The following is a 21,025-nucleotide window of genomic DNA, read 5'->3' as shown; positions in this document are numbered from 1 at the left end:
TAGATGTGCCATTACTTGCATAAAATAATCAGCTATATTTTCTCTTATATGACAGGCTCCTAACAACAAGTAAAGCATACAATGTTAAAAATACACTCAAAAAAATCTGATTATTATTTTTGCATTTCACGCAACACTCCACTTGTATCACCTTTTTTCTTAGAGCATACTTATTTGTGTGCTCTATTTATGTTTTACTAAATAACTGTTTTGTTAAAGTTTATAGTTCCCCCTCACTTGTCCCTTTCAATTTGTTTTACTCTTCTATTTACTATTAGCAATACCAACCTTTCAAAAATGAAAACAAAAATGAGTTATTATCTTTATTCAGCCACAAAAAAAAAGCATTCTCGATTAAGGAGAATGCTTTTTCAAAACTTAATTGTTCTTTGTATTGCTCAATTTATACCTTCGTGTTAAGCAAACAATGAATGTAGTAAAAGATTTCACCTTATAGTTACTTATTTTTTCTGGAAAACATGTTTTACTTTTTCACCTGGAACGTTACTCCCCCCTCTTCCTTTTACATCTTCGATCATCATGGTAACGATCATGTCGGGCGCATTTGCATCAAAAGCTGCAAACCATCCAAGTTCTTTTCCGTCTGCTTCTTTCGACGCCTTCAGTTCTGCTGTACCGGTTTTACCAGCAAGAGTTATACCATCAATCTTAGCAATTCTCCCCGCGCCATCAGGGTCATTAATGACTTTTATTAATGCGCTCTTTAATATCTCTTGATTCTTTTTAGAAACCACATTTTCTTTCCAATTCCCCGCTACCTTTGCTTCTTTTAAAAGATGAGGCGACGGAATATTCCCTTCATTCACAATCGGTGCATATGTTAATGCTAAATGAAGTGGTGTCATTAATACTTGTCCTTGTCCGTATCCCGTGTCTGCTAGTTGAATATCATTTTTTATCCCATCTCTTGCAATGATTGAAATAGGAAATTCGTATTCGATTGGTAATTTTTCATGAAATCCGTATTTCTTAAATTCATTTACATACTGATCTTTTCCCATTTTCAAAGCTTGTTGAGCAAAATAAATATTATCAGAGTACTTCATTGCCTTATCAAAATCAATTGGACTAGCTTCCTTCACACGTGTTACATAATAATTTCCCCAAGATGAATCTTTTGTCCACTTTAATCCTTGAATTTTAAATTCTTCCTTAGGGTTTATGGTGTTTGTTTCCAAACCAATTGCACCTGTAATCGTTTTAAATACGGAACCTGGTACAAATGCTTGTGTGAAACGATTCATCATTGGTAGTTTCGAGTCGTTATTCCATACTTCTCGTTGGGCTTTTGATGCGCCTCTAACTATTGTATTTGGATTATAAGCAGGGCTACTTACAAGTGCGATAGTTTCACCCGTTTTAGGATTGACCGCTGCACTAGATCCTGCTTCATTTTTCATCTCATTAAAGATTTTTTCTTGAATTGCAGCATCAATTGTTAACGTAACGTTTTCCCCTACTTTTGCTTCTTTTTTTGCTACATTTTTAATCTCTTTTCCATTCTCATCTTCTATGAATACGCGTCCACCTTTTTCGCCACGCAATGTATTCTCTAATACTTTCTCTAAACCTGTCTTACCTACTAAATCATCTGCTTGATACCCTTTTTTTTGAAGCGATTTTAACTCCTCTGCATTCACCTTTCCTATATAACCAGTTAAGTGTGCTGCTGCTTCTCCTAATGGATACGTACGAATATTTACTGGGCGAGATGCAACTCCTTCTAATTCAATATAATCATTCTGTCTAGTTCCCTCTTTTAAAATACCAATTGGTACAAAGGAGTCTGGTTTTATCCATTTCGCTGTAAGCTTCTGATCGACCTCTTCTATAGACATATCAAGTAATTGTGCTACTATTTCTTTTGTTTGCGCTGCCGTTTCGCTTAGTTTCTCTGGAATAATTCCAACCTCAGTCGCTTTACCATTCGTTGCAAGAGCTTTCCCCTTTCGATCATATATTTCTCCCCGTTTTCCTTGTTCTATTTGCATACGTACTTTGTAATCTTTTTTCATACCTGGAAAAATGAAATCTGGTGTCCAATCTATTTTCCAAGATTCCTTTTCTTTCACGAGTTTTGCTTCATGGATAAATGAAGCTGTTCCTCCATCCGTATCCATCTTAACCTCAAAAAGAAAAAGCTCTTTATCTTTAGCATTCTCTCCTTTCGTTTTAATTTTTAAATTCTTAACGCCAATACCCTCATAGATTTTTTGATATTTCTCTGTGAAATCCTTTTTAGAAATCGTTTTTTTGGCACGCTCTGATAAATGATCATACATATTTGCAAATTTTTTATCATTCCATAAATTGATATATTCTTCAAATGTTTGTTTTGGCGGTTCGTTTTTATTACATCCTACCAACATAACTGCAAAACAAAAGAAAAGCAGCATCCATAATTTTTTCAATTTAATCTTCTCCCTTAGTTAAAAATATTTATTCCTTTCTTGATATATTAAATAAAAAATGTTGTAACGCTTAATAGACAGTGTAAGTAATGACATTGTTCCATATTTACAAAAAAATTAATTTATGGTTCAGTTGCATTCGAAGGGGAAGATTTTAAAATTCTTACAAACAAAAAAGCGGATCTATTTAGCAATCGGTGTCATTATTAGTGCTGTTTTAACAATTTCATTTAAAATACCTTTTAGTTTGAGTTCTCCGCTCTTATCTTTTTTGTAGATATTTGAAACAAAAAAGACCCCTTATACTAAGGGTCCTACAACAGAAAATAACTAAGTATAAACAATAAAAAGAATTACTGAAAGTATAATTTATAGGCGCTTTATATCTTTCTATTCCGCATCAAAACCCCTGCGCTGTATGCGACAGGGGATTCGATGCGTTCATTCTAAAGCTTATTTAGAAGAGTCATGTACAGGCAAACTACTAAAAATCAATTCAGCAACTTTTACATATCCTTTTGAGTTTGGATGAATCAAATCCGTAGACCAAAGCGTATTATCATTAACTAAATGATGATTCCAAAAATCAACATGATGAAGCTTATACTCACTACTCAGTGAAAGTATAATTTCATTTGCCTCTAATAATTGTTCTTTTAACATTTGTTTTTTTTCAGAAGAAAAAGGAAGCCGAACTGTAAAATCTGGAAGGTTTGCTATAATAATATCAGCATTTGTTTTACTTAATGTATCTATCATAAATTCCATTTCGTTCTTATATTCTTGATGATTCCAACGTCCTTTTAAAACATCGTTTGCACCTGCAATTAGACTAACCAAATCTGGATTAAACGTTAATGCCTTTTCCAATTGCTGTGAGCGAATTTCTTTCGTTACTAACCCACGCTTTGCAAAATTGGCATATTCTATATCGTTTATACATAGTTGAACAAAATGATCTACCCAGCTTTTTAATGCTATTCCCTCAACTTCATCCCCTATGCCCTCTGTAAAACTATCACCAATCGATACAAATCGCTTCCACATATGTAGTCCCCCTTTATTATTAACCATATCTATACTATACAATAGCTCACACCGTAATTGTTATTTCTAAGTGGTTTTCGATTTCAATTACATTCCATTTTAGTATGTTTACATTTAGAATCCAAATTGACCGATTCCAAATATACTTAGGAATCGGTCATATTCGTTTACTAAAGAAATAAAATCCCTCTAGGTATTATAAAAATTTGTTGTTCTTTGTTTTGCCCAGTTGATACATTTCTTTTCGATTAAATGATACGAAATTATAGAAAAAAGTAGTGTCATTGCAATGCACAAAGTAAGAAGGAAAAAGATAGGTATCTTTGTATACAAAAGTTTAAAAAGTAACATCATGATTGGAAAATGACACAAATAAATACTGTATGAAATTTCTCCTAAATATACAAATACACTCTTATTTAAAAATGCTTTTACTTTTAGGTTACTCATAGCCATTATAATAAATATACTAACCCCCATTACGACACCCCAATCTTTTAATAAGAAAGTAGTATCATTACGGGAAAAACCATAAATTAAAATAGAATATAAATATAAAATAATCCCTAATGCAATAAGACATCCTTTTTTAAATTTTTTCATATTCCTATATGAGTAAATAAGTTTTTCCTGATACTTAAAAAGTAACATTCCAACCATAAACATAGATGTAAAATGCAGTGTATCAGCATAACCATTATAAAACCCTTCAGCTTTCCCAATATGCAACATATTAAGAAAAACACTAATGAAAGAAAAGCTCAAAGCAAATAGTATCGTTTTCTTCCAATTCAGTTTATAAAAAAGCAGGAATAATAAAGGAAACACAATAGATATACGCATTTCTTGAGCCAATGACCAAATAACAGGATTATAATTTTCCGTAAAAAAGTTAGTAAGAAGCACAAAGTGGTTTATAATATCTAATTTTGTTATAGACCCTTGCCACCTATCATAGAACCAATCCCGTAGTCCTACCACTTCATACGACGAAAATAAAATAAATAAAACAAAGGTAACGATTATCCAAAAATAATAAGGAATATAGATTCTTACAAATCTCTTAATTAAATATCCCCAATAATTTGTTTTTGAGTGATAAAGTGCCATAGATAACACAAAACCACTTAGTACATAAAAAACGATAACAGCTTCCCCACCCGCCCATAAAAACCTAAGCGGGGAAAATTTAATAGAATTAGGCAACGATGGTAGCATTAAACAAAAATGTCCAAATACCACAGTAAGTGCCGCTAACCCTCGTATAGAATCTAATTCTTTTATTCTCTTACTCATAAAATATTCTCCTTGTAAATTGTAGATTTTGCTGTTCATAAAGGCCACTATACTAGTGTAGTGGGAAAATTGTACATAATGTCTATCTAGATCCCAGATATAAACAGTTCAAAGTCAATCTATGCATCTGTTTTCTGGTCTCCATTTCCTTATATAAATAATTTAAAACAAAATATTTAATACAAAGAAAAGATTTTATTAAGTTTTTATAAAATCTAATTACAGAAATAAGTACCGTATATTAATTTTTTATTGTCATTTGATGAAAAAATGGATGTTTTTTCTTCATGTAACTTTATTAAACTAATACTAGAATGCTTTGAATCAAAAAATACATAATAAACGCCATCCTTTCTGTATATTTCTACAAAAAGAATAGCGTTTTTTGTTTTTATAGATACAAATTTATCTTAGCTTGATTACAATAAGCAAAGTTCCGAAGGATCCAATTTGAAAATTAATACCATCTTCCATTCCAAACTATCTACATAAAAATTTATAAAACATCGAAACTCTTTTTTTCAGATTAATATTTAGTTTTATCCTATAAAGTTAGCTTTTTACTATATCAATCGCACTATCCCACATACCGCTAAAGAAAGATCCGATGTTACGCATAAAACGTGTAAACCAATTTGCTTGTTCTATATCAGATTTTGTTACAAGGTCTACTTGTAATGATTTACCTAATAAGAACCCTGGATCTGTACTATCTTTAGGCGAGATAATCATTTTACTTATTGTTACACCTTTTTTAATAGGTGCTTCTTGTTCTTCATTCAATACTTTAAATTCTTTTTTATATACGTCTTTGTTGTTCTTTGGTATCGGAAGTGAAACAGCTTGCTTCGTTTGAACAACTACATCTTTGTCTTTCGCATTTGCTACTCGCACTGTTTCATGCCCTTTTACTACTGAGTCTTTTCCATAGGCCTCCTTCACTTCGAAATTTGCAAATCCATAATCATATAATTTCTTCGTTTCATCAAAACGTGCTGCATGAGAGTTTGCTTTTATCACTACAGATATTAGACGCATACCGTTTCTTTCTACTGTACCAGTGAAACAATCACCAGCTTCTGGGGTAGTTCCTGTTTTTAACCCATCTACACCTTCGTATTGCTTAATTAAACCTTTTAACATCCAGTTAAAGTTCGTCATATCAATTGGATACTTACCACCCTGTTGGAATGTTTTTTTAGAGATTTTTGCAGTATCTAACATTTTCGGAAAATCTTGAATAAGACGTTGTGCTAAAATCGCACAATCCCTTGCGGACATTTTATTTTTCTCGTCTGGAGTTGTTCCTTCTGGGTGATGTCCTTTTAAATCATAGTTTGTTAAGCCTGTAGAGTTTACAAATTTATAATTTTTCATTCCAAACTCTTTTGACTTATCATTCATCATTTTCACGAAATCGGCTTCTTTTCCAGCAATTTCTTCAACTAAAGCAATTGTCGCACCGTTCGCAGAGTAAATTGCCATTGCCTCATATAACTCTTTTACTGTATAAGAGCCACCATTTTCTAATGGAACGTTTGATAATGAGCGATCTTGCGAAATCTTATATGCATATTCAGAGATTTTAACTTTTTGATCCCATTTAAGTTTCTCTTTATCCACCGCTTCATGAACTAAATATTCACTCATCATTTTTGTCATACTAGCAATTGCTAATGATTCATCTGCATTTTTTTCATATAAAATTTTCCCGGAATTTGCTTCTACTAAAATTGCTGATCCTGCTTCTACGTCTATAGCAGGGACCGTTTCTGCTGATGCGCTCCCAGATGTAACACCCATGCTACAAAATAGTGTAAGCACTGTTACTATTGCAATAAATCTCTTGCAAAACATACCTTTCACTTCTGTTACCTCCAATATCTTTGTACTCAAAAAAGCGTTATTCTAACATAATCCTTCAAAAAATAGACAGCGATATCAAATTCCATATACATATAAGACATTAGGACGATTTTCATATAAAACATCTCATCCCACCCTTTTAGGCACACTGACACTTAGTATTCCCACACATATCCCTCTTTTTAATACCTTTGTATTTTTCAAAATGATTCGTACTTTCATATTTTTTAGGATTACACTTAATAGACAATATAAGTAATACCTTTGTTCCACACTTATAAAAAATAAAACCAGTGTGTCCCGATTAAATATCGAGGCACACTGGTAGCCAAGCATTCGTTTATTAGCTATCAAAGATATTAATTATTTAATTCAGCTATTTGCTATTCTCCTGCCAGAAATGAACTTTCCTTAGTCTAGACTATAAATTTTTTATAATAAAAAACTACACCCTATTTAGGATGTAGTTTTTCTAACTGATTTATTTATTTTTCACTTCATTGTTATAAAAAGCAAATAATGGTTCAATGGATGGACTAGATAACAGAGGAATTGCCTTCTCAATCAATTCTCTATCCCAATCAAACCAACGCATTTCCATTAGCATATTCATTTCTGTATCAGTGAATCGTTTCTTTATTTCCTTAGCAGGATTTCCACCAACTATTGTATACGGCGGAACATCTTTACTTACGACAGATCCTGCTGCAACGATTGCACCTTCACCGATTGTAACGCCAGGCATTATTATAGCATTCATTCCAATCCAAGCATCACTTTTAATGACTGTATCACCCTTCGGTTCATATGAATGTTCAATTTGCTCAGCGAATGGATATACTGTAATCCATTCTGAGTGATGATTATGATTACCACCCATTAAAATGACTACTCCACTAGCAATACAAACATAATTCCCAATAATGAGTTTATCAAGATGCCATCCCATCTGTTCAATTGGATTAAAAAGTGCTCGGGACTTAGCATCCCCCCACAAATACCTTACACAGCCATCTTCAAAATTTTGATGACCATAATACCCTGAGTAATAGGAGTACTCTCCTACTTCAATGAGTGGATTTGTTACTATATCTTTTAAATATTTCGTTTCTGACCAATGATTATATAATGGATGCTTCATAACTTTATTCCTCGCTTCTAAGTATTGTAGATCTTTGTCATTCACTTAGAAGCTTACTACGACTGCTACATTTTTTAGCTTTCTCAAACGACGAATCATTATATTCAAGCCTTTCTTTTATAATAAAAAAATCATAACGTGATAAATTATATAAGTCAAATTGTAAAATTATGTACTAAATTGAATTGAAATTTCAGCATTAAAACAATCGAGTTTTCAAATAACAAATCCCAATTACATATAATTAAGATTTCTTAGCTATACATCTAACCTCTTTCTTATATTAGCCATAACTCCCTCTATATAATTTTATTTTCTATTGATTTGTCTGATAAATCAATAAATGTTAATATGATTATAGAAGGTATTATCATCCATTAGATTTCACAGCTAGTTTTTCACAAAATGATTTCTGAATCCTTTATTAATTAGGAGGTTGAGAAGATGAAACTTTTAAGGCAATCAACAATTATTGGCGCATTGACGGTTGGAGGATTTTTATTTTCGAGTACAATTAGTACACTCCCACCTGTGTCTGCTGAATCGCAACTAACACAAAATGAATCACGATTTTCAGATACTTGGCGGTGGCAAAACTATTTTTTATTACATCATAATGCAGATTTTATAGAAGAGTTAGCAGTTGGTGACTTAAAGCATGGAGATACATTCGATGTTACTATATATACTGGTGGTAAGGATACTGGTATTGTAAAAATATATCAATTAAGTGGAAATGAAAATGATGAAATAAACTTGCATAGATATAAAACCATTTATGACTCAGGTTTAAAACATAATTATGGTAGATTTGTAACACCTATTACTAAGGTTTATAATCCAGGAACATATGTAGCCGTTATGAAACTTGGAGAAAATTATTATTATGGGGGCAGCTTTAAAATCTCAAAATAATTTACGTTTATCTCACCAGTAAATATTGGATGCTATTGTTATTAGACAAAAACTATTTTAAAAGCTTCTCTACTCTATATAAGGTAGAGGAGCTTTTTGATTGTCTGCCCTTTTTAAGGTTAGAAAAAATCCTTACTTTCTTTATAAATTAGCATTTTTATTCACGAACCGTTTTCACTTCTTTATGCCCTACAATGCGATATGCAATATTGCATATTCTATATGTTCATTCTTTAAACATGCGATAATTTATTTATATAAAGGTTTAAAATTAATATTGGAAGGAGAATATTACATGTCTTTCTTTTCTTGGTCTCCTCTTATTTTCTTAATAGTTGTCGCAATTATCATTTCTATTCAAAAGGCTAAGAAGCAATAATTCATTATTTGGAGGTGTAATAATGTCATTTGCAGCATGGAGTGCAATTTTTATGACTTTAATCGGTGCAATATCCGGAGCAGTTTTTGGTACAATCTCCTCTAGAAATAAAAGTGAAAATTAAATACTAACGTAAAAAAGAATTTCTAATAAAGATCAATACAAAAAAGTAGCCTATAAAGTTTTATAGGCTACTTTTCATTTCATCCATATTATTTAGCTAATTCTTTCGTACCCTTCATTACATCAACGAAGAATCCCCAATTATTCACAACAGAAGAAATACTAATATGTTCATCTGGTGTATGAACGTTAAAAATGTCTGGACCAAATGCAATCGCATCTAAGTCAGGCATCTTTTGAACGAATGCACTACATTCAATACCTGCATGTACAGCGAAGATTTCGGCATCCTTGTTGTATTTTTCTTGATGCACTTTTTCAAACAAATTACGAATTTGTGAATTCGGATTGTATGGCCATTCTGGATACTCTGACTCTATTTCAAATGTTGCACCAACTAATTCGGCAATACATTTAATCTCATCTGCAACATGTTGTTTTAAACTACTGACAGAACTTCTCACTTCGTTACGTAATTTAATTTCATCTTGCAACGTTTCAATAACGCCTAAATTTGTTGAGCTTTCTACTAAACCTTTAATATCCAAGCTCATACTTTGAATACCGTTCGGAATTAAGAATAATGATGAAATAAGTTGCTTTTGTGTCTCTTTAGCAAATACTTTTTCTACTTTCTCATCCAACTTTGTAAGAGTTACATGAACATCTGGATCAACAGCACGCATTTCTTCTTGAAATACTCTTGTCCATGATTCTAGTTTTTCTTCTACTTTCTCTACATCTTCTGTACGTAATACAATAGTAGCTACACTTTCACGTGGAATTGCATTTGTTTTTAATCCGCCGTGAATCTCACTTATATCAAATTGGATATTTGCTGATAAATCTCGTAATACTCGTCCTAATACTTTGTTCGCATTACCGCGTTGTTTATCAATTTCCATACCAGAATGTCCGCCTTTTAAACCACCAACATATAGACGGTATGCAATCGTATTCACTGGCGCTTCATCCCATATTACTGGAATTGTTTCTACAGCTTTCGCACCACCTGCGCTACTTACAAGTAATTTATGATCTTCTTCAGAATCGATATTAATAAAAATCTTTCCTTCAAAGTGATTTGCATCAACAGCGAAAGCCCCGCCCATTGTCGTTTCTTCTTCAGTAGTAATAACTACTTCAAGTGCTGGATGCGAAATGTCTGATGCATCTAGTAAAGCCATTGCATACGCAACTGCAATTCCATTATCAGCACCTAAAGTCGTTTGATTTGCATATAACATGTCCCCAATGATTCGTAATTCAATTGGATCTTTTTCAAAATCATGTACGGTTGCTTGATTTTTTTCACATACCATATCCATATGGCCTTGAATGATAATAGCTGGTACATTTTCATAGCCAGTAGTTGCGTCTTTTTTAATAATGACATTCATTGCTTCATCTTGAATCACTTCTAAGTTACGCTCTTTTGCAAAACCAACTAAATAATCACTAATTTCCTTTTCATTACCAGATCCTCTAGGAATCTTTGAAATCTCTGCAAAATGATAAAATACAGGGTGCTTTGTTAATTGTTCTAAAGTAGAATACATTTTTAAGCTCCTCTCAAAATGACAAAATAATATGTAAGTCTGCTATCATTATACCATGATTCGTTACTTTCCCTTTCTATTTCATCCTTTAAAATCCACCCTTTAAATATTTAATCGTATAAAAAAACGAAAGAAAATGCACTATGCATTTTCTTTCGTTTTTTTTGCTCTCATATATTTTGAAGTACCATTATTCATCAGTTTCTCTAAACGATTTATATTTTCCGTTAATGCACCTTTCACAAGAGAGAAATCTGTATTTGGTTCTTCTTTTTTTTCTTTAAAAAATGAAGACTTTTGTACATTTACTTCAGCCATCTCTTCTCCCCCTTTTCAAAAAGATACAATCTTCTATTTATATTATATCGCAAATGTAGACAGCGTGTACAAGTATCATTTTCTTTTTAATTCTTCTTCTAACTCTTCTACTTGCTGTAATGTATCTCCTTTTATTAACGAGAAATCTGTTGTATCTTCATTATCTTCTTTAAAAAAATCATTGTCATAATCTTTTATCACTACAATCACCTCTACGTGCTAGTGTAGGAATGATTGTCCGATTTTATACAAGTTTGTCTAAATTCGCTTTACCTTTATGTATAAGTGAAAAGGACAGAAGAAAATCCTGTCCTTATTTACTAAAATAACTATGATGTATTGTTAAATTATATACATTTTCAAAATCTCGATCTTGCAGGTTATTTTTCTTCCCATCAATAACAATGAAAACATCACTCACAGTTTTTGCTGGTATAATTCCGACATTTTCTACTTGTACCGCTTTCTGCTCATTCAATTGCTCAATGTGTTCTAACGGAACGATAATACTAAATTGAGAACGGATACCGCGAAAGTTAGTATTTAATTCCTTTGCCGCTTCAAATACAACAATTTTCGCTCCAATCTTTTCTCCATACGAATCTAAAAATGCGTTTAGGCTTTTTGTATATTCCTCTTCCGTATGCCATTCCATTGTACCGAACATTGCTGGATTGACATTTTGAATAATTGTTGTATATATTTCTCCTCTTGCTTTAGAAGCAATTAATGAACGTTTTATCGATTGAACTGTTTTGCCAATATCGCTAAATTTCGCTCCCCATATTTCTGAAATATTAGGTGTTAAAATAAATGCGATATCAACGAAAATAACCATTGCAGTGAACATTAAAAGGTTTTTCCAGAGGGTTAAATCAATTCCTTTTATCATGAAATACACGGTGACTGATATTATAAACAATCCATACCAAGTCTTTCTAATACGTTGCTTTTTCTCCTCGTACAACTCTTCGTTTCTCCAGTAATAGAACACAAGAACGAAAAAAACGATTGCTAAAATAAATAAGCCGATTCGAATGTTAGAGATCACCAATGACATCACCCTCCATTCAAAAACTACTCACGATATCATTACATGCACAAGCAGCCCTCTTTATGACAAAAGACGTGGACAAGCTTCTAAATTTAGCAATATCGCATATACATTAGAAGGTGCCACGTCTTTTATCATGAATCTACATTGTATATGTAGACAAGCATGCGTTTCAAATTTTCATGTTAAAAAGTAATATGTTTCGGAATTTCCCCTTCTGGTACTTCTCCGTCCATACTTAAGTAATAATGACGAATCGGATGTAAATCATCGTCTAATTCATAAACGAATGGAATGCTCGTTGGAATATTTAATGAAACAACACCATCGCTTGAAAGGTTATCTAAGTATTTCACTAGCGAACGAATCGTATTACCGTGTGATGAAATAATTACCTTTTCACCACTTTTTAATGACGGCGCAATTTCTGAATGCCAATAATCAAGTACTCTTTTCTCCGTATCCACTAAACATTCAGTCAATGGAAACTCACCTTTTTTAAGTGCTTTATATTTTGGATCATTCATTTCATATCTAGGATCATCCTCTGTAAGAGCAGGTGGTCTTACATCAATACTTCTTCTCCAAATATGAACTTGCTCCTCACCATACTTTTTCGCAGTTTCATCTTTATTCAACCCTTGCAATGCACCATAATGTCTTTCATTTAGCTTCCAAGATTTATGTACTGGGACCCAAGCAAGATCCATCTCATGAAGTACAATCCATAACGTCCGGATTGCTCGTTTTAATACAGATGTATAAGCAACATCAAAAGTATATCCGTTTTTCTTTAATATTGCTCCTGCTTCTCTTGCCTCACTTAGTCCATTCTCTGATAAATCTACATCTGTCCAACCAGTAAATCGGTTTTCAAGATTCCATAAACTTTGTCCGTGACGAATAAGTACAAGTTTTATCATAATAATTCCCCTCTCGGAAATGTGAATTTTATTGTTCCATTGCGTACACGTATAAAGTATCTAGTAATGTATCTTTTTATCCATTCACTCTATGACCAATTCATAGTTGCCAAATGTATGGATAAAATTTGTTCTTTTTCAAACTATAAATACAGATATATTTCTTATTATTTTTGATCGATTACAACTTCTCGTTTTGATATCCAAGCATCAAAACCTGATCGACTATTTGCCATTTCATTCATAACTTGATGCCAATTTTCTTCACACGATTCACCAAATTTTGAAAAAATAACACTCATTTGTTGTCTTTGAACATCGCTCAGTTTTTTCTCTAAATCTACACCTATTTCTGTTAAAGATAACTGTTTCACACGGCGATCATGTGTAGCTTCATTACTCTCAATTAAGCCCTTTTCCACAAGTTGTCGTAGTGGTCCGTGAAGAGCTTGTTTACTTATTTCTAGCAGTGATAATAACTCATTTACACTTATCCCTGGAAATCGTGCGATAAAAAATAAAATTCGGTGATGTACTCGTTGTATGCCATACTCTTTTATAATTTCATCTGGCTTTTCAGTAAATGTTTTATATGCAAAGTAAAATAATGCTAATGCTTCATTCATCTGTTCTTCTTTATGTTGTGTCATCTACTTTCCCCCTGTATGTAAATTATACCACAATCTAGTATTGAATATTTTAACGAACACATTAGAAGTTCTTTAGTTTATTGAAATATTCAATGCACAATTAGGAGAGGATTCATTTGAAATCGCAATATACTGTAAGTACATATTTATTAGATCGACTAAGCGAATTAGGAATTGAGCATATATTTGGTGTTCCTGGTGATTATAATTTAGCTTTTTTAGATGATGTGATAGCACATGAAAAATTTGAATGGATTGGCAATTGTAATGAAGTGAACTACTCACCACTTAAGGTCCTTGCAGACTGTTTGAAGTGGGAGCTTCTTGGGAAGTAGATACTTTTATTAGCTACCTATATTTACCAAGCTATAAGGGTAGTACCTACCCCTAAAGAAAATACCAATTACATGGCTAATTTTAGTAAGTTTATACTTGCGTTTACATCTCTGTCATGATGGCTATTGCATTCAGGGCAAGTCCACTCTCTAAGGTTTAGATTCTTGACTTCCTTATTTTTAAAACCACAACAAGAACATAATTGGCTACTCGCATAATTCTTAGGTGCGATTATCAAATCACGACCTTTCCATATTGCTTTATAGTCAAGGTACACTCTGAATTTAGCCCAAGATACTTCACTGATTGCTTTTGTTAATTTGTGATTCTTTTGCATTTTCTTCACTTTCAAGTCCTCAATCACAATTACTTGGTTTTCGTTTGTGATTTCATTGCTTATCTTGTGAAGAAAATCATTGCGTTGATTCGCAATCTTCTCATGAAGTCTTGCAACTTGTAATCTGGCCTTGTTTCTATTGTTTGAACCTTTCTTTTTACGCGACAAAGAGCGCTGCAGAAAAGCTAATCTTCTTTCGGCTTTTCTCAACCATTTAGGGTTCTCATATTTCTTGCCATTAGACAATATTGCAAAGTCTTTTAGTCCAACATCAATACCAACTTTTATATCGACTTTAGGAAACAATTGCTCATTTTCTTCTACTAAAACCGATACAAAGTATTTGCCAGTAGGTGTTTGAGACACTGTAGTAGACTTAATTAATCCAAAGAATTGTCTGTGCTGTTTAATCTTTACCAAGGTCTTTATTTTTGGCAGCTTGATATAACCACCCTCGATGTAAACCGTGCCTTTTTGGTTATTTGTTGTATAACTACGATGGTTATCTTTCTTACTTTTGAACTTCGGGAATCCAGCAGATTTATCCCGGAAAAAGTTAGCGTATGCTTTATTCAAATTCATTTGAGCATTCGCCAACGCAAGACTATCCACTTCCTTTAGGAATGGAAATTCAGCCTTATATTGTGCAGGCGTAGGATATGTAACAGATTTATCAAGTTTATCCTGTGATTCTTGATATGATATGATTTGATTCTATCTGCAAGCATCTTGTTGTATACAAACCGAACACATCCAAATGTTTTTAATAAAAATATTTGTTGTTCTTTATTTGGATAGATACGATATTTGTATGATTTTAACATTTTCTACACCTCATCTTTCCCTTGATTTTCAATATATTTCTTACTACACCTATCGGCGAACCACCCGTAGTAATCAAGCAAAACCTTCTTGACCAAAACATTTCTTTCCAAAGTTTCTTTCTCACATAGGGAAAGTCTCTCTTGATTACACAAAACTAGTAAGCCTATTCGGATCAGAAAAAAAGCAAGCATTTAAAGCAGACAATGAAATAGAGTTAACAGCGGTCTTAACAAAAATGAGTTTTAATAAGAATCAACTTACCTTTGTTTAAGTTATAATGAGCCAAGGGGATCAGCCTGAATTGTTAGCTAAACTTTGGAAAAGATTCGGCCAGCAAAATGCTTAAAAAGAAAAGCGTAACTATAAATAGGTTACGTTTTTCTTTTTTAATTTTTATTCAGCAAGCGTTAACTGCCAAGACACACCATACTTATCATTTAACCACCCAAATTTTTTGCTAAACGGATACGCACCTAAAGGCATAAGGATTGCTCCATCCTGCGCTAGTTTATGAAAGACAGTTTCAATTTCTTCTTCTGTATCACAAGTTACATAAAGAGACATAGCTGGTGTAAATGTAAAACCATGCTTTACATAACTATCAATGCACATGAATTCTTGGCCATTTAACGTAAAAGTTGCATGAATGACAGAACCCTCTTTACCAGGTCCATTTTCATCATAGCGAGAGATACTTACAATTTCTGATTGATCGAATAGCGACGTGTAAAAATTCATCGCCTCCTCAGCTTTACCTTCAAACATTAAAAACGTAGTGATTTTTTGATTTGTGTTACTCATATAAAGACAACCCCTTGTTATGTATTTATGCGAAACATACATCAGCCAACAAAAACCGAACGTATATTCTTATAAATATATTGTCTATAAAAACGATGAGTTTGTCAATTATCTACTTATTTATTTCTTCTTAAATAATGCTGTCCAAAGAAATGATTCTCCAAACATAGTATTTGGTTGTTCAATCTGTTTCATTTTTCTAATTTCAATCACTTCAAATTCTTTAAATATCTCTTTTAATTTTTCTTCAGAATATGCAAGACCACCTTGTAGACTCCATCCTCTATATACGTCCCAATCTGTTAATTCTGATCCATTTCTCTCATCTAGATCGCCTGCTGCAAAACATGTTACTCCAAAATAACCACCCGATTTCAATGAGTTTTTAATTAAATCCACATAATGTATCCTTCTATGTGGTGGAATATGATGTAAACAGCCCGAATCGTATACAAAATCAAAATCATTTTGACCCTCTAAATTAAAAATCGAATCACAAATAAATTCAATTTCTATTCCTTTTGCTAACGCCCTCTCTTTCGCCCAATTAATGCCTTCTATAGATAAATCTACTGCTGTTACATCAAACCCTTCATTTGCTAGATAAATTGCATTTCTACCCGGACCACATCCAAGTTCTAGTACTTTTCCTTTTGAAACCCGCTTTTTTTGTATATACGAAACTAGGTTCTCATCTGGAACATTTTCAAAAAACGGAACATCCTTTTCTCTATTCTTATAAAATTCATTCCAAAATGGTTCTGCCGGTCTTAATAATGAATCAAGCATTTCAATAATATCTTCTTGAATATGTAACGTTTCATTTTTCATTTGTATCCCTCCCAATTTAATAGTCAGAAAATTATTGTATATCTTTTCGAACTTTCAAACAAAGAAAAAACTCCTAAAATAAATTGGATTTAAAATAAATATTCGGTCAATACTGTATGTAGGCTGTATGCCAACATTCATTTAAAGTAGTCTTCTCTGTATCTCCTTGTATTGAGCAGTTAGCTTTTGCTAGCTGCTCTTTTATTTCGTTCCTGCTCTTGCTTCTTGAAGAATTCTTTAACTGCATTTTCCCAATAAGTACACATATCCATTCCCCTTTTCTACAAAATGAAATTTTTATTTTGTTATACGCTTCATTTCTTCAATCAATGAAGATACGAGATTAAAATCACCTTTAAAGATGTTCCATTCAAAGAGCATTCCTTCATATCCTCAAGTAATTCCTCAACAGTTTCGATTCGTTCTTTATTCATTCTTCCTTTCTCCAAAATAACTATTTTATTAAGCCTTTTAACCGGACAAGCATATTTTATTGTATGGAGGAATCCACTCATAAAAATCTACCTCTCTTGTCAAAGAGCATGCTTATAAGCGTGCTCTTTTTTATTATGTTTTCTTTCATTTCTAAATAACATTTTTAACTCTGTTCATACTATTTTTTCAACTTTAGGTTACAAACTATTTCTGTAAGCGTAGTATTTCCTTTGTACAACAGGCAGGTAGTTTTATTCATTACAGTAGCTCTCTGCACTATTCACTACAATTTCCATATATTGTATTGTACTTGTCCAAAACGTGAGGTTATTACTCACGCAATCTAAATGAAAGAAAGGAGTGAAAATATGCGCTCATCTAGTCGTAAGCTCACAAACTTTAATTGTGGCGCACAAGCCCCCAGTACTCTACCAGCTCTCGGTTTTGCTTTTAATGCTACTTCACCTCAATTTGCAACACTATTCACGCCACTACTACTACCTAGTACGGGCCCAAATCCAAACATTACTGTCCCTGTAATCAATGATACAATTAGTACAGGAACTGGTATTAGAATTCAAGTAGCTGGTATTTATCAAATCAGTTATACATTAACAATCAGCCTCGATAATGTTCCAGTAGCCCCGGAAGCAGCGCGCTTTTTCTTGACACTAAACTCATCAACTAATATTATTGCAGGATCTGGAACCGCAGTCCGTTCTAATATCATTGGCACTGGTCAAGTAGATGTATCCAGCGGTATCATTCTAATAAACTTAAATCCTGGTGATTTAATTCAAATTGTACCGGTTGAAGTAATTGGTACAGTAGATATTCGTTCTGCCGCTTTAACAGTTGCACAAATTCGTTAATAAAAACAATATGCTTGGCTAATTAACATTTAATATTCCTTATACACCCCAAAATATATGTTATAGATTTAACACACATTTATATCAAACAAGCATATTTTATTGTATGGTGACTATCTAGTCATACTAATCTAAAGCGTTCATAAGAGCACACTTATATGTGTGCTTTATTTTTCATGAAAATCAAGCTTTAATATAACTATTTTGTTTTACCTTATACTCATCGCTCTTTTGAACATTTACCTTTTTATTGTTATATTTGCTCATTGTTTTTCTCTTTTGTTTTACTAATTAGCTGATTAATTTCACAACCCCCTTTTATTAAACACCCCATGTTTCTCCACCCCTTGAATATTTTTCAAATAAAAATACATACTATTTTCAAGCCGCCGTGTCCACGGCTAATACTTCTTTCTTTTGTTACAACAGAAGCAGGTAGGTTCTTCACTTATCTGCTTTCTCTGTATATTTTTTAAGAAATCGATAATAATACCAACAAGCTGTTTGAACTAGCAGCTTCACTCTTCTCATAATGGGGATGCAAATTATCACAATTAGCTAACTCATTGAACACACTGGCAGACAACCAAAATCGTTGTCTGCTTTTTGTATGAGATTTTTCGTTTTACATATACTACTTTTGAACCTGCAGACCAATACGAGCCATTTTGGTGCTTTGGATTTCCCTTCCGGGGATAAGTATTTTTTACTTATCCCTTTTTTTGTATAGACACGTATATTTAGGGTAAAACTAATTACAAGCAGATGTTCTGTTTATGCGTAGTTCTAAACAAGATTACTTTTTCTCCTATTAAAGGACGGCAGATACGACTGCTAGTCCTTTTTTCTTATTTCGTATACTATCCCTTCTGTTAACTTCACACTACATTACCTTCATCGTCATAGTAAGCAATTTCCCAATTAGGATGGCAGTTGTGCTTCTCGAGTTTCCCATCAAACAAAACAAACAAAGTAGTTTTCAGATTTTCAACAATCGTACGCCAATACGAGTTAAATCCTTCATAAACTTCTCTTGTTCCATTTCGATAATTGCGGAATGTGTAATAAAAATATTCGCTCGCTTCAATACCTTTTCTTTCAACAAAAGTGTTATGCCTAAATAGTAGACATAATAAGTTCCGTTCTCTTTTTGCTGCAGCATAACATTCCCGTACCATTTGAATGTGTTACGAATTTCTTTCACCCCATCGTCCAATTCTTCGTTTACAAAAGATGTTTTCGTATCGTTATACCAATTGATTTTTTTCATAATCCGTATCATCATCAGGGGGGGTTAGTACGAATTACTTTCTCTCGATTTTTTCCGATTAAATATTGTTCATACGTAAGTTGCACTTGTTCTTGAATTGCGACATGGTAGTAATACACTTGTTCTAATGGTTTTGGACTATAAATTTTTTTTGTAACTTTTAAATACGGTGAATGAAATTTTTGTTTTTTCTTGCCATCATCCTTGTTGTATACAAACAAAAAAAGAGCCGCAATATTTTGCGACTCTTTTACAATTATAACTATTTAACGGCCACGTCTTTGCTGACCTTGTTTTGTATTACTTTTCTTATTACTTGGCTTATTAAATGATCGATTGTTATCATTTCTCGAGCTATTTCTTGGGCCACCTTTTGAACCACTTCTTGAACCTTCACGGCTATCTCTTTGACGATATTGATCTGATTTCTTTGGAGCCGGCTTTGGTACCGGTTTTCCATTTTCATCTACACGTTTTATCTTCGGTTGTTCGATTATTTCTCTTTGCAATGGTGCACCAAGCGTTTTTTCAATTTCTTCTAAATGCTTTTCATCTTTCGCTGCAACGAACGTAATTGCAATACCTGATCCACCTGCACGTCCTGTTCGGCCAATGCGGTGAATATAACTTTCTACATCTTCAGGGATATCAAAGTTAAATACATGCGTTACACCATCTACATCAAGTCCACGAGCTGCTACATCCGTTGCAATTAAGTACTGAATTTTAGCTTCGCGGAAACTCTTCATGACTCTCTCACGTTTCGCTTGAGGTATATCACCATGAAGTTCAGCACAATTATAACCTAGTCCTTTTAAATTATCATAAAGCTTACTTGCTCTAACCTTTGTACGACAGAAAATAACAGCTAAAAATGGCTGATCACGATCCATAACAAAACGAAGTGCATCTGGCTTTGCACGATCTGTCGTCTCAATGACACGCTGCTCAATTGTATTTACCGTTACTTCTTCACTTTCTACTTGAATCATTTGCGGCTCATCCATATAACGCTTCGCCAATTTTTTAATATCTTTTGGCATCGTTGCTGAGAATAACATCGTTTGTTTACTACCAGGTGTCTCATCTAAAATATCTTCAATATCATATAAGAAACCGAAATAAAGCATTTGATCCGCTTCATCTAGTACAATCGTTGACAGATTACTTAAATCAATTGTTTCACGTCGTATATGATCTAATAATCGTCCTGGTGTCGCAACAACAATATGTGTATTGCCTTTTAATTTTCTCAATTGTTGTGCTACATCTTGTCCGCCATAAATCGCTAGTACATTAATATCTTCTCTTTGAACAAGCATTTTTTTAATTTCAGTTGTAATTTGCAGTGCTAGTTCCCTTGTTGGCGCAACAATTAAAGCCTGAACATCACTAGACTCTGGATCGATTTTTTCTAAAATCGGTAACACGAATGCTAACGTTTTACCCGTCCCTGTTTTCGCCTGACCAATAATGTCTTTACCTGACATAATAACAGGAATTGCCTTCTCCTGAATCGGTGTTGCTTCTGTAATTCCATTTTCACGTAATGTATGATTAAAAGTTTCACTAATTCCTAATTCTAAAAAGTTTTTCAAATAGACCACTTCTTTTC

Annotated in this window: 17 protein-coding genes and 4 pseudogenes; 4 read left to right on the top strand and 17 right to left on the bottom strand. The window is 33.0% G+C overall.

Annotated elements, in window-relative coordinates:
- Positions 1-461: 461 nt before the first annotated feature.
- From J0835_RS12050 to J0835_RS12030, 5 genes are all read right to left on the bottom strand, one after another.
- A complete protein-coding gene (locus J0835_RS12050; protein ID WP_087980450.1) occupies positions 462-2,432 on the bottom strand; it encodes a penicillin-binding transpeptidase domain-containing protein in 1,971 nt (656 codons plus the stop codon).
- Positions 2,433-2,885: 453 nt separating this feature from the next.
- Entirely contained in the window at positions 2,886-3,506 is a 621-nt protein-coding gene (locus tag J0835_RS12045) for an SGNH/GDSL hydrolase family protein (protein WP_140386794.1), read from the bottom strand.
- Between the two features lie 162 nt (positions 3,507-3,668).
- Positions 3,669-4,814, bottom strand: a complete 1,146-nt coding sequence (locus J0835_RS12040; protein WP_087980448.1) for an acyltransferase family protein — start codon at positions 4,812-4,814, stop codon at positions 3,669-3,671.
- Between the two features lie 513 nt (positions 4,815-5,327).
- A complete protein-coding gene (locus J0835_RS12035; RefSeq protein ID WP_087980447.1) occupies positions 5,328-6,641 on the bottom strand; it encodes a D-alanyl-D-alanine carboxypeptidase family protein in 1,314 nt (437 codons plus the stop codon).
- A gap of 481 nt (positions 6,642-7,122) precedes the next feature.
- The gene (locus J0835_RS12030) at positions 7,123-7,782 is read right to left on the bottom strand and encodes a CatB-related O-acetyltransferase (protein WP_087980446.1); all 660 of its coding nucleotides are present in this window, start codon (positions 7,780-7,782) and stop codon (positions 7,123-7,125) included.
- A 444-nt stretch (positions 7,783-8,226) separates the two neighbouring features.
- On the opposite strand from J0835_RS12030, the gene J0835_RS12025 reads away from it, so the two are divergent.
- Entirely contained in the window at positions 8,227-8,697 is a 471-nt protein-coding gene (locus J0835_RS12025) for a DUF5065 family protein (RefSeq protein WP_087980445.1), read from the top strand.
- 591 nt (positions 8,698-9,288) lie between these two features.
- Here the strand turns inward: J0835_RS12025 and pepD are convergent.
- The 6 genes from pepD to J0835_RS11995 all read right to left on the bottom strand — a co-directional run bounded on the left by pepD (position 9,289) and on the right by J0835_RS11995 (position 13,703).
- Positions 9,289-10,758, bottom strand: coding sequence for a beta-Ala-His dipeptidase (gene pepD / locus J0835_RS12020; protein ID WP_087980443.1), 1,470 nt, complete (start codon positions 10,756-10,758; stop codon positions 9,289-9,291).
- A gap of 141 nt (positions 10,759-10,899) precedes the next feature.
- On the bottom strand, positions 10,900-11,076 hold the full coding sequence (gene spoIISB, locus J0835_RS12015; protein WP_000852619.1) for a stage II sporulation protein SB: 177 nt from the start codon (positions 11,074-11,076) through the stop codon (positions 10,900-10,902).
- 75 nt (positions 11,077-11,151) lie between these two features.
- The gene (locus J0835_RS12010; RefSeq protein WP_000588712.1) at positions 11,152-11,277 is read right to left on the bottom strand and encodes a hypothetical protein; all 126 of its coding nucleotides are present in this window, start codon (positions 11,275-11,277) and stop codon (positions 11,152-11,154) included.
- A gap of 112 nt (positions 11,278-11,389) precedes the next feature.
- Complete coding sequence (locus J0835_RS12005; protein ID WP_140386792.1) at positions 11,390-12,127, bottom strand: type II toxin-antitoxin system SpoIISA family toxin; 738 nt, start codon at positions 12,125-12,127, stop codon at positions 11,390-11,392.
- A gap of 188 nt (positions 12,128-12,315) precedes the next feature.
- The gene (gene gpmA, locus J0835_RS12000) at positions 12,316-13,053 is read right to left on the bottom strand and encodes a 2,3-diphosphoglycerate-dependent phosphoglycerate mutase (RefSeq protein ID WP_087980441.1); all 738 of its coding nucleotides are present in this window, start codon (positions 13,051-13,053) and stop codon (positions 12,316-12,318) included.
- Between the two features lie 167 nt (positions 13,054-13,220).
- Complete coding sequence (locus J0835_RS11995; protein WP_000191899.1) at positions 13,221-13,703, bottom strand: MarR family winged helix-turn-helix transcriptional regulator; 483 nt, start codon at positions 13,701-13,703, stop codon at positions 13,221-13,223.
- 116 nt (positions 13,704-13,819) lie between these two features.
- Here J0835_RS11995 and J0835_RS11990 point away from each other — a divergent pair.
- Positions 13,820-13,981 (top strand): annotated as a pseudogene (locus tag J0835_RS11990) (thiamine pyrophosphate-binding protein); the annotation flags it as partial.
- A gap of 125 nt (positions 13,982-14,106) precedes the next feature.
- Here the strand turns inward: J0835_RS11990 and tnpB are convergent.
- Together tnpB and J0835_RS11980 are read right to left on the bottom strand one after the other, a co-directional pair.
- A pseudogene (gene tnpB, locus J0835_RS11985) lies at positions 14,107-15,200 on the bottom strand (IS200/IS605 family element RNA-guided endonuclease TnpB).
- Between the two features lie 3 nt (positions 15,201-15,203).
- Positions 15,204-15,349 (bottom strand): annotated as a pseudogene (locus J0835_RS11980) (transposase); the annotation flags it as partial.
- Here J0835_RS11980 and J0835_RS11975 point away from each other — a divergent pair.
- Positions 15,344-15,547, top strand: a pseudogene (locus tag J0835_RS11975) (indolepyruvate decarboxylase); the annotation flags it as partial. The pseudogenes J0835_RS11980 and J0835_RS11975 overlap by 6 nt on opposite strands.
- 47 nt (positions 15,548-15,594) lie before the next feature.
- Here the strand turns inward: J0835_RS11975 and J0835_RS11970 are convergent.
- Together J0835_RS11970 and J0835_RS11965 are read right to left on the bottom strand one after the other, a co-directional pair.
- Positions 15,595-16,002, bottom strand: a complete 408-nt coding sequence (locus J0835_RS11970; protein ID WP_087980440.1) for a VOC family protein — start codon at positions 16,000-16,002, stop codon at positions 15,595-15,597.
- Between the two features lie 120 nt (positions 16,003-16,122).
- Entirely contained in the window at positions 16,123-16,833 is a 711-nt protein-coding gene (locus J0835_RS11965; protein ID WP_087980439.1) for a class I SAM-dependent methyltransferase, read from the bottom strand.
- A gap of 803 nt (positions 16,834-17,636) precedes the next feature.
- Here J0835_RS11965 and exsF point away from each other — a divergent pair.
- Positions 17,637-18,140, top strand: a complete 504-nt coding sequence (gene exsF / locus J0835_RS11960) for an exosporium protein ExsF (RefSeq protein ID WP_087980438.1) — start codon at positions 17,637-17,639, stop codon at positions 18,138-18,140.
- Between the two features lie 979 nt (positions 18,141-19,119).
- Here exsF and J0835_RS11955 read toward each other — a convergent pair.
- Entirely contained in the window at positions 19,120-19,410 is a 291-nt protein-coding gene (locus J0835_RS11955) for a hypothetical protein (RefSeq protein ID WP_242250070.1), read from the bottom strand.
- A gap of 266 nt (positions 19,411-19,676) precedes the next feature.
- Positions 19,677-21,017, bottom strand: a complete 1,341-nt coding sequence (locus J0835_RS11950) for a DEAD/DEAH box helicase (protein WP_087980437.1) — start codon at positions 21,015-21,017, stop codon at positions 19,677-19,679.
- Positions 21,018-21,025 lie beyond the last annotated feature (8 nt).

This window comes from Bacillus cereus group sp. Sample62 (genome assembly GCF_036851315.1).
GTDB classification, from domain to species: domain Bacteria; phylum Bacillota; class Bacilli; order Bacillales; family Bacillaceae_G; genus Bacillus_A; species Bacillus_A wiedmannii.
Note: the sequence above shows the minus strand (reverse complement) of the source record. Positions and strands in the feature narration are given on the sequence as shown.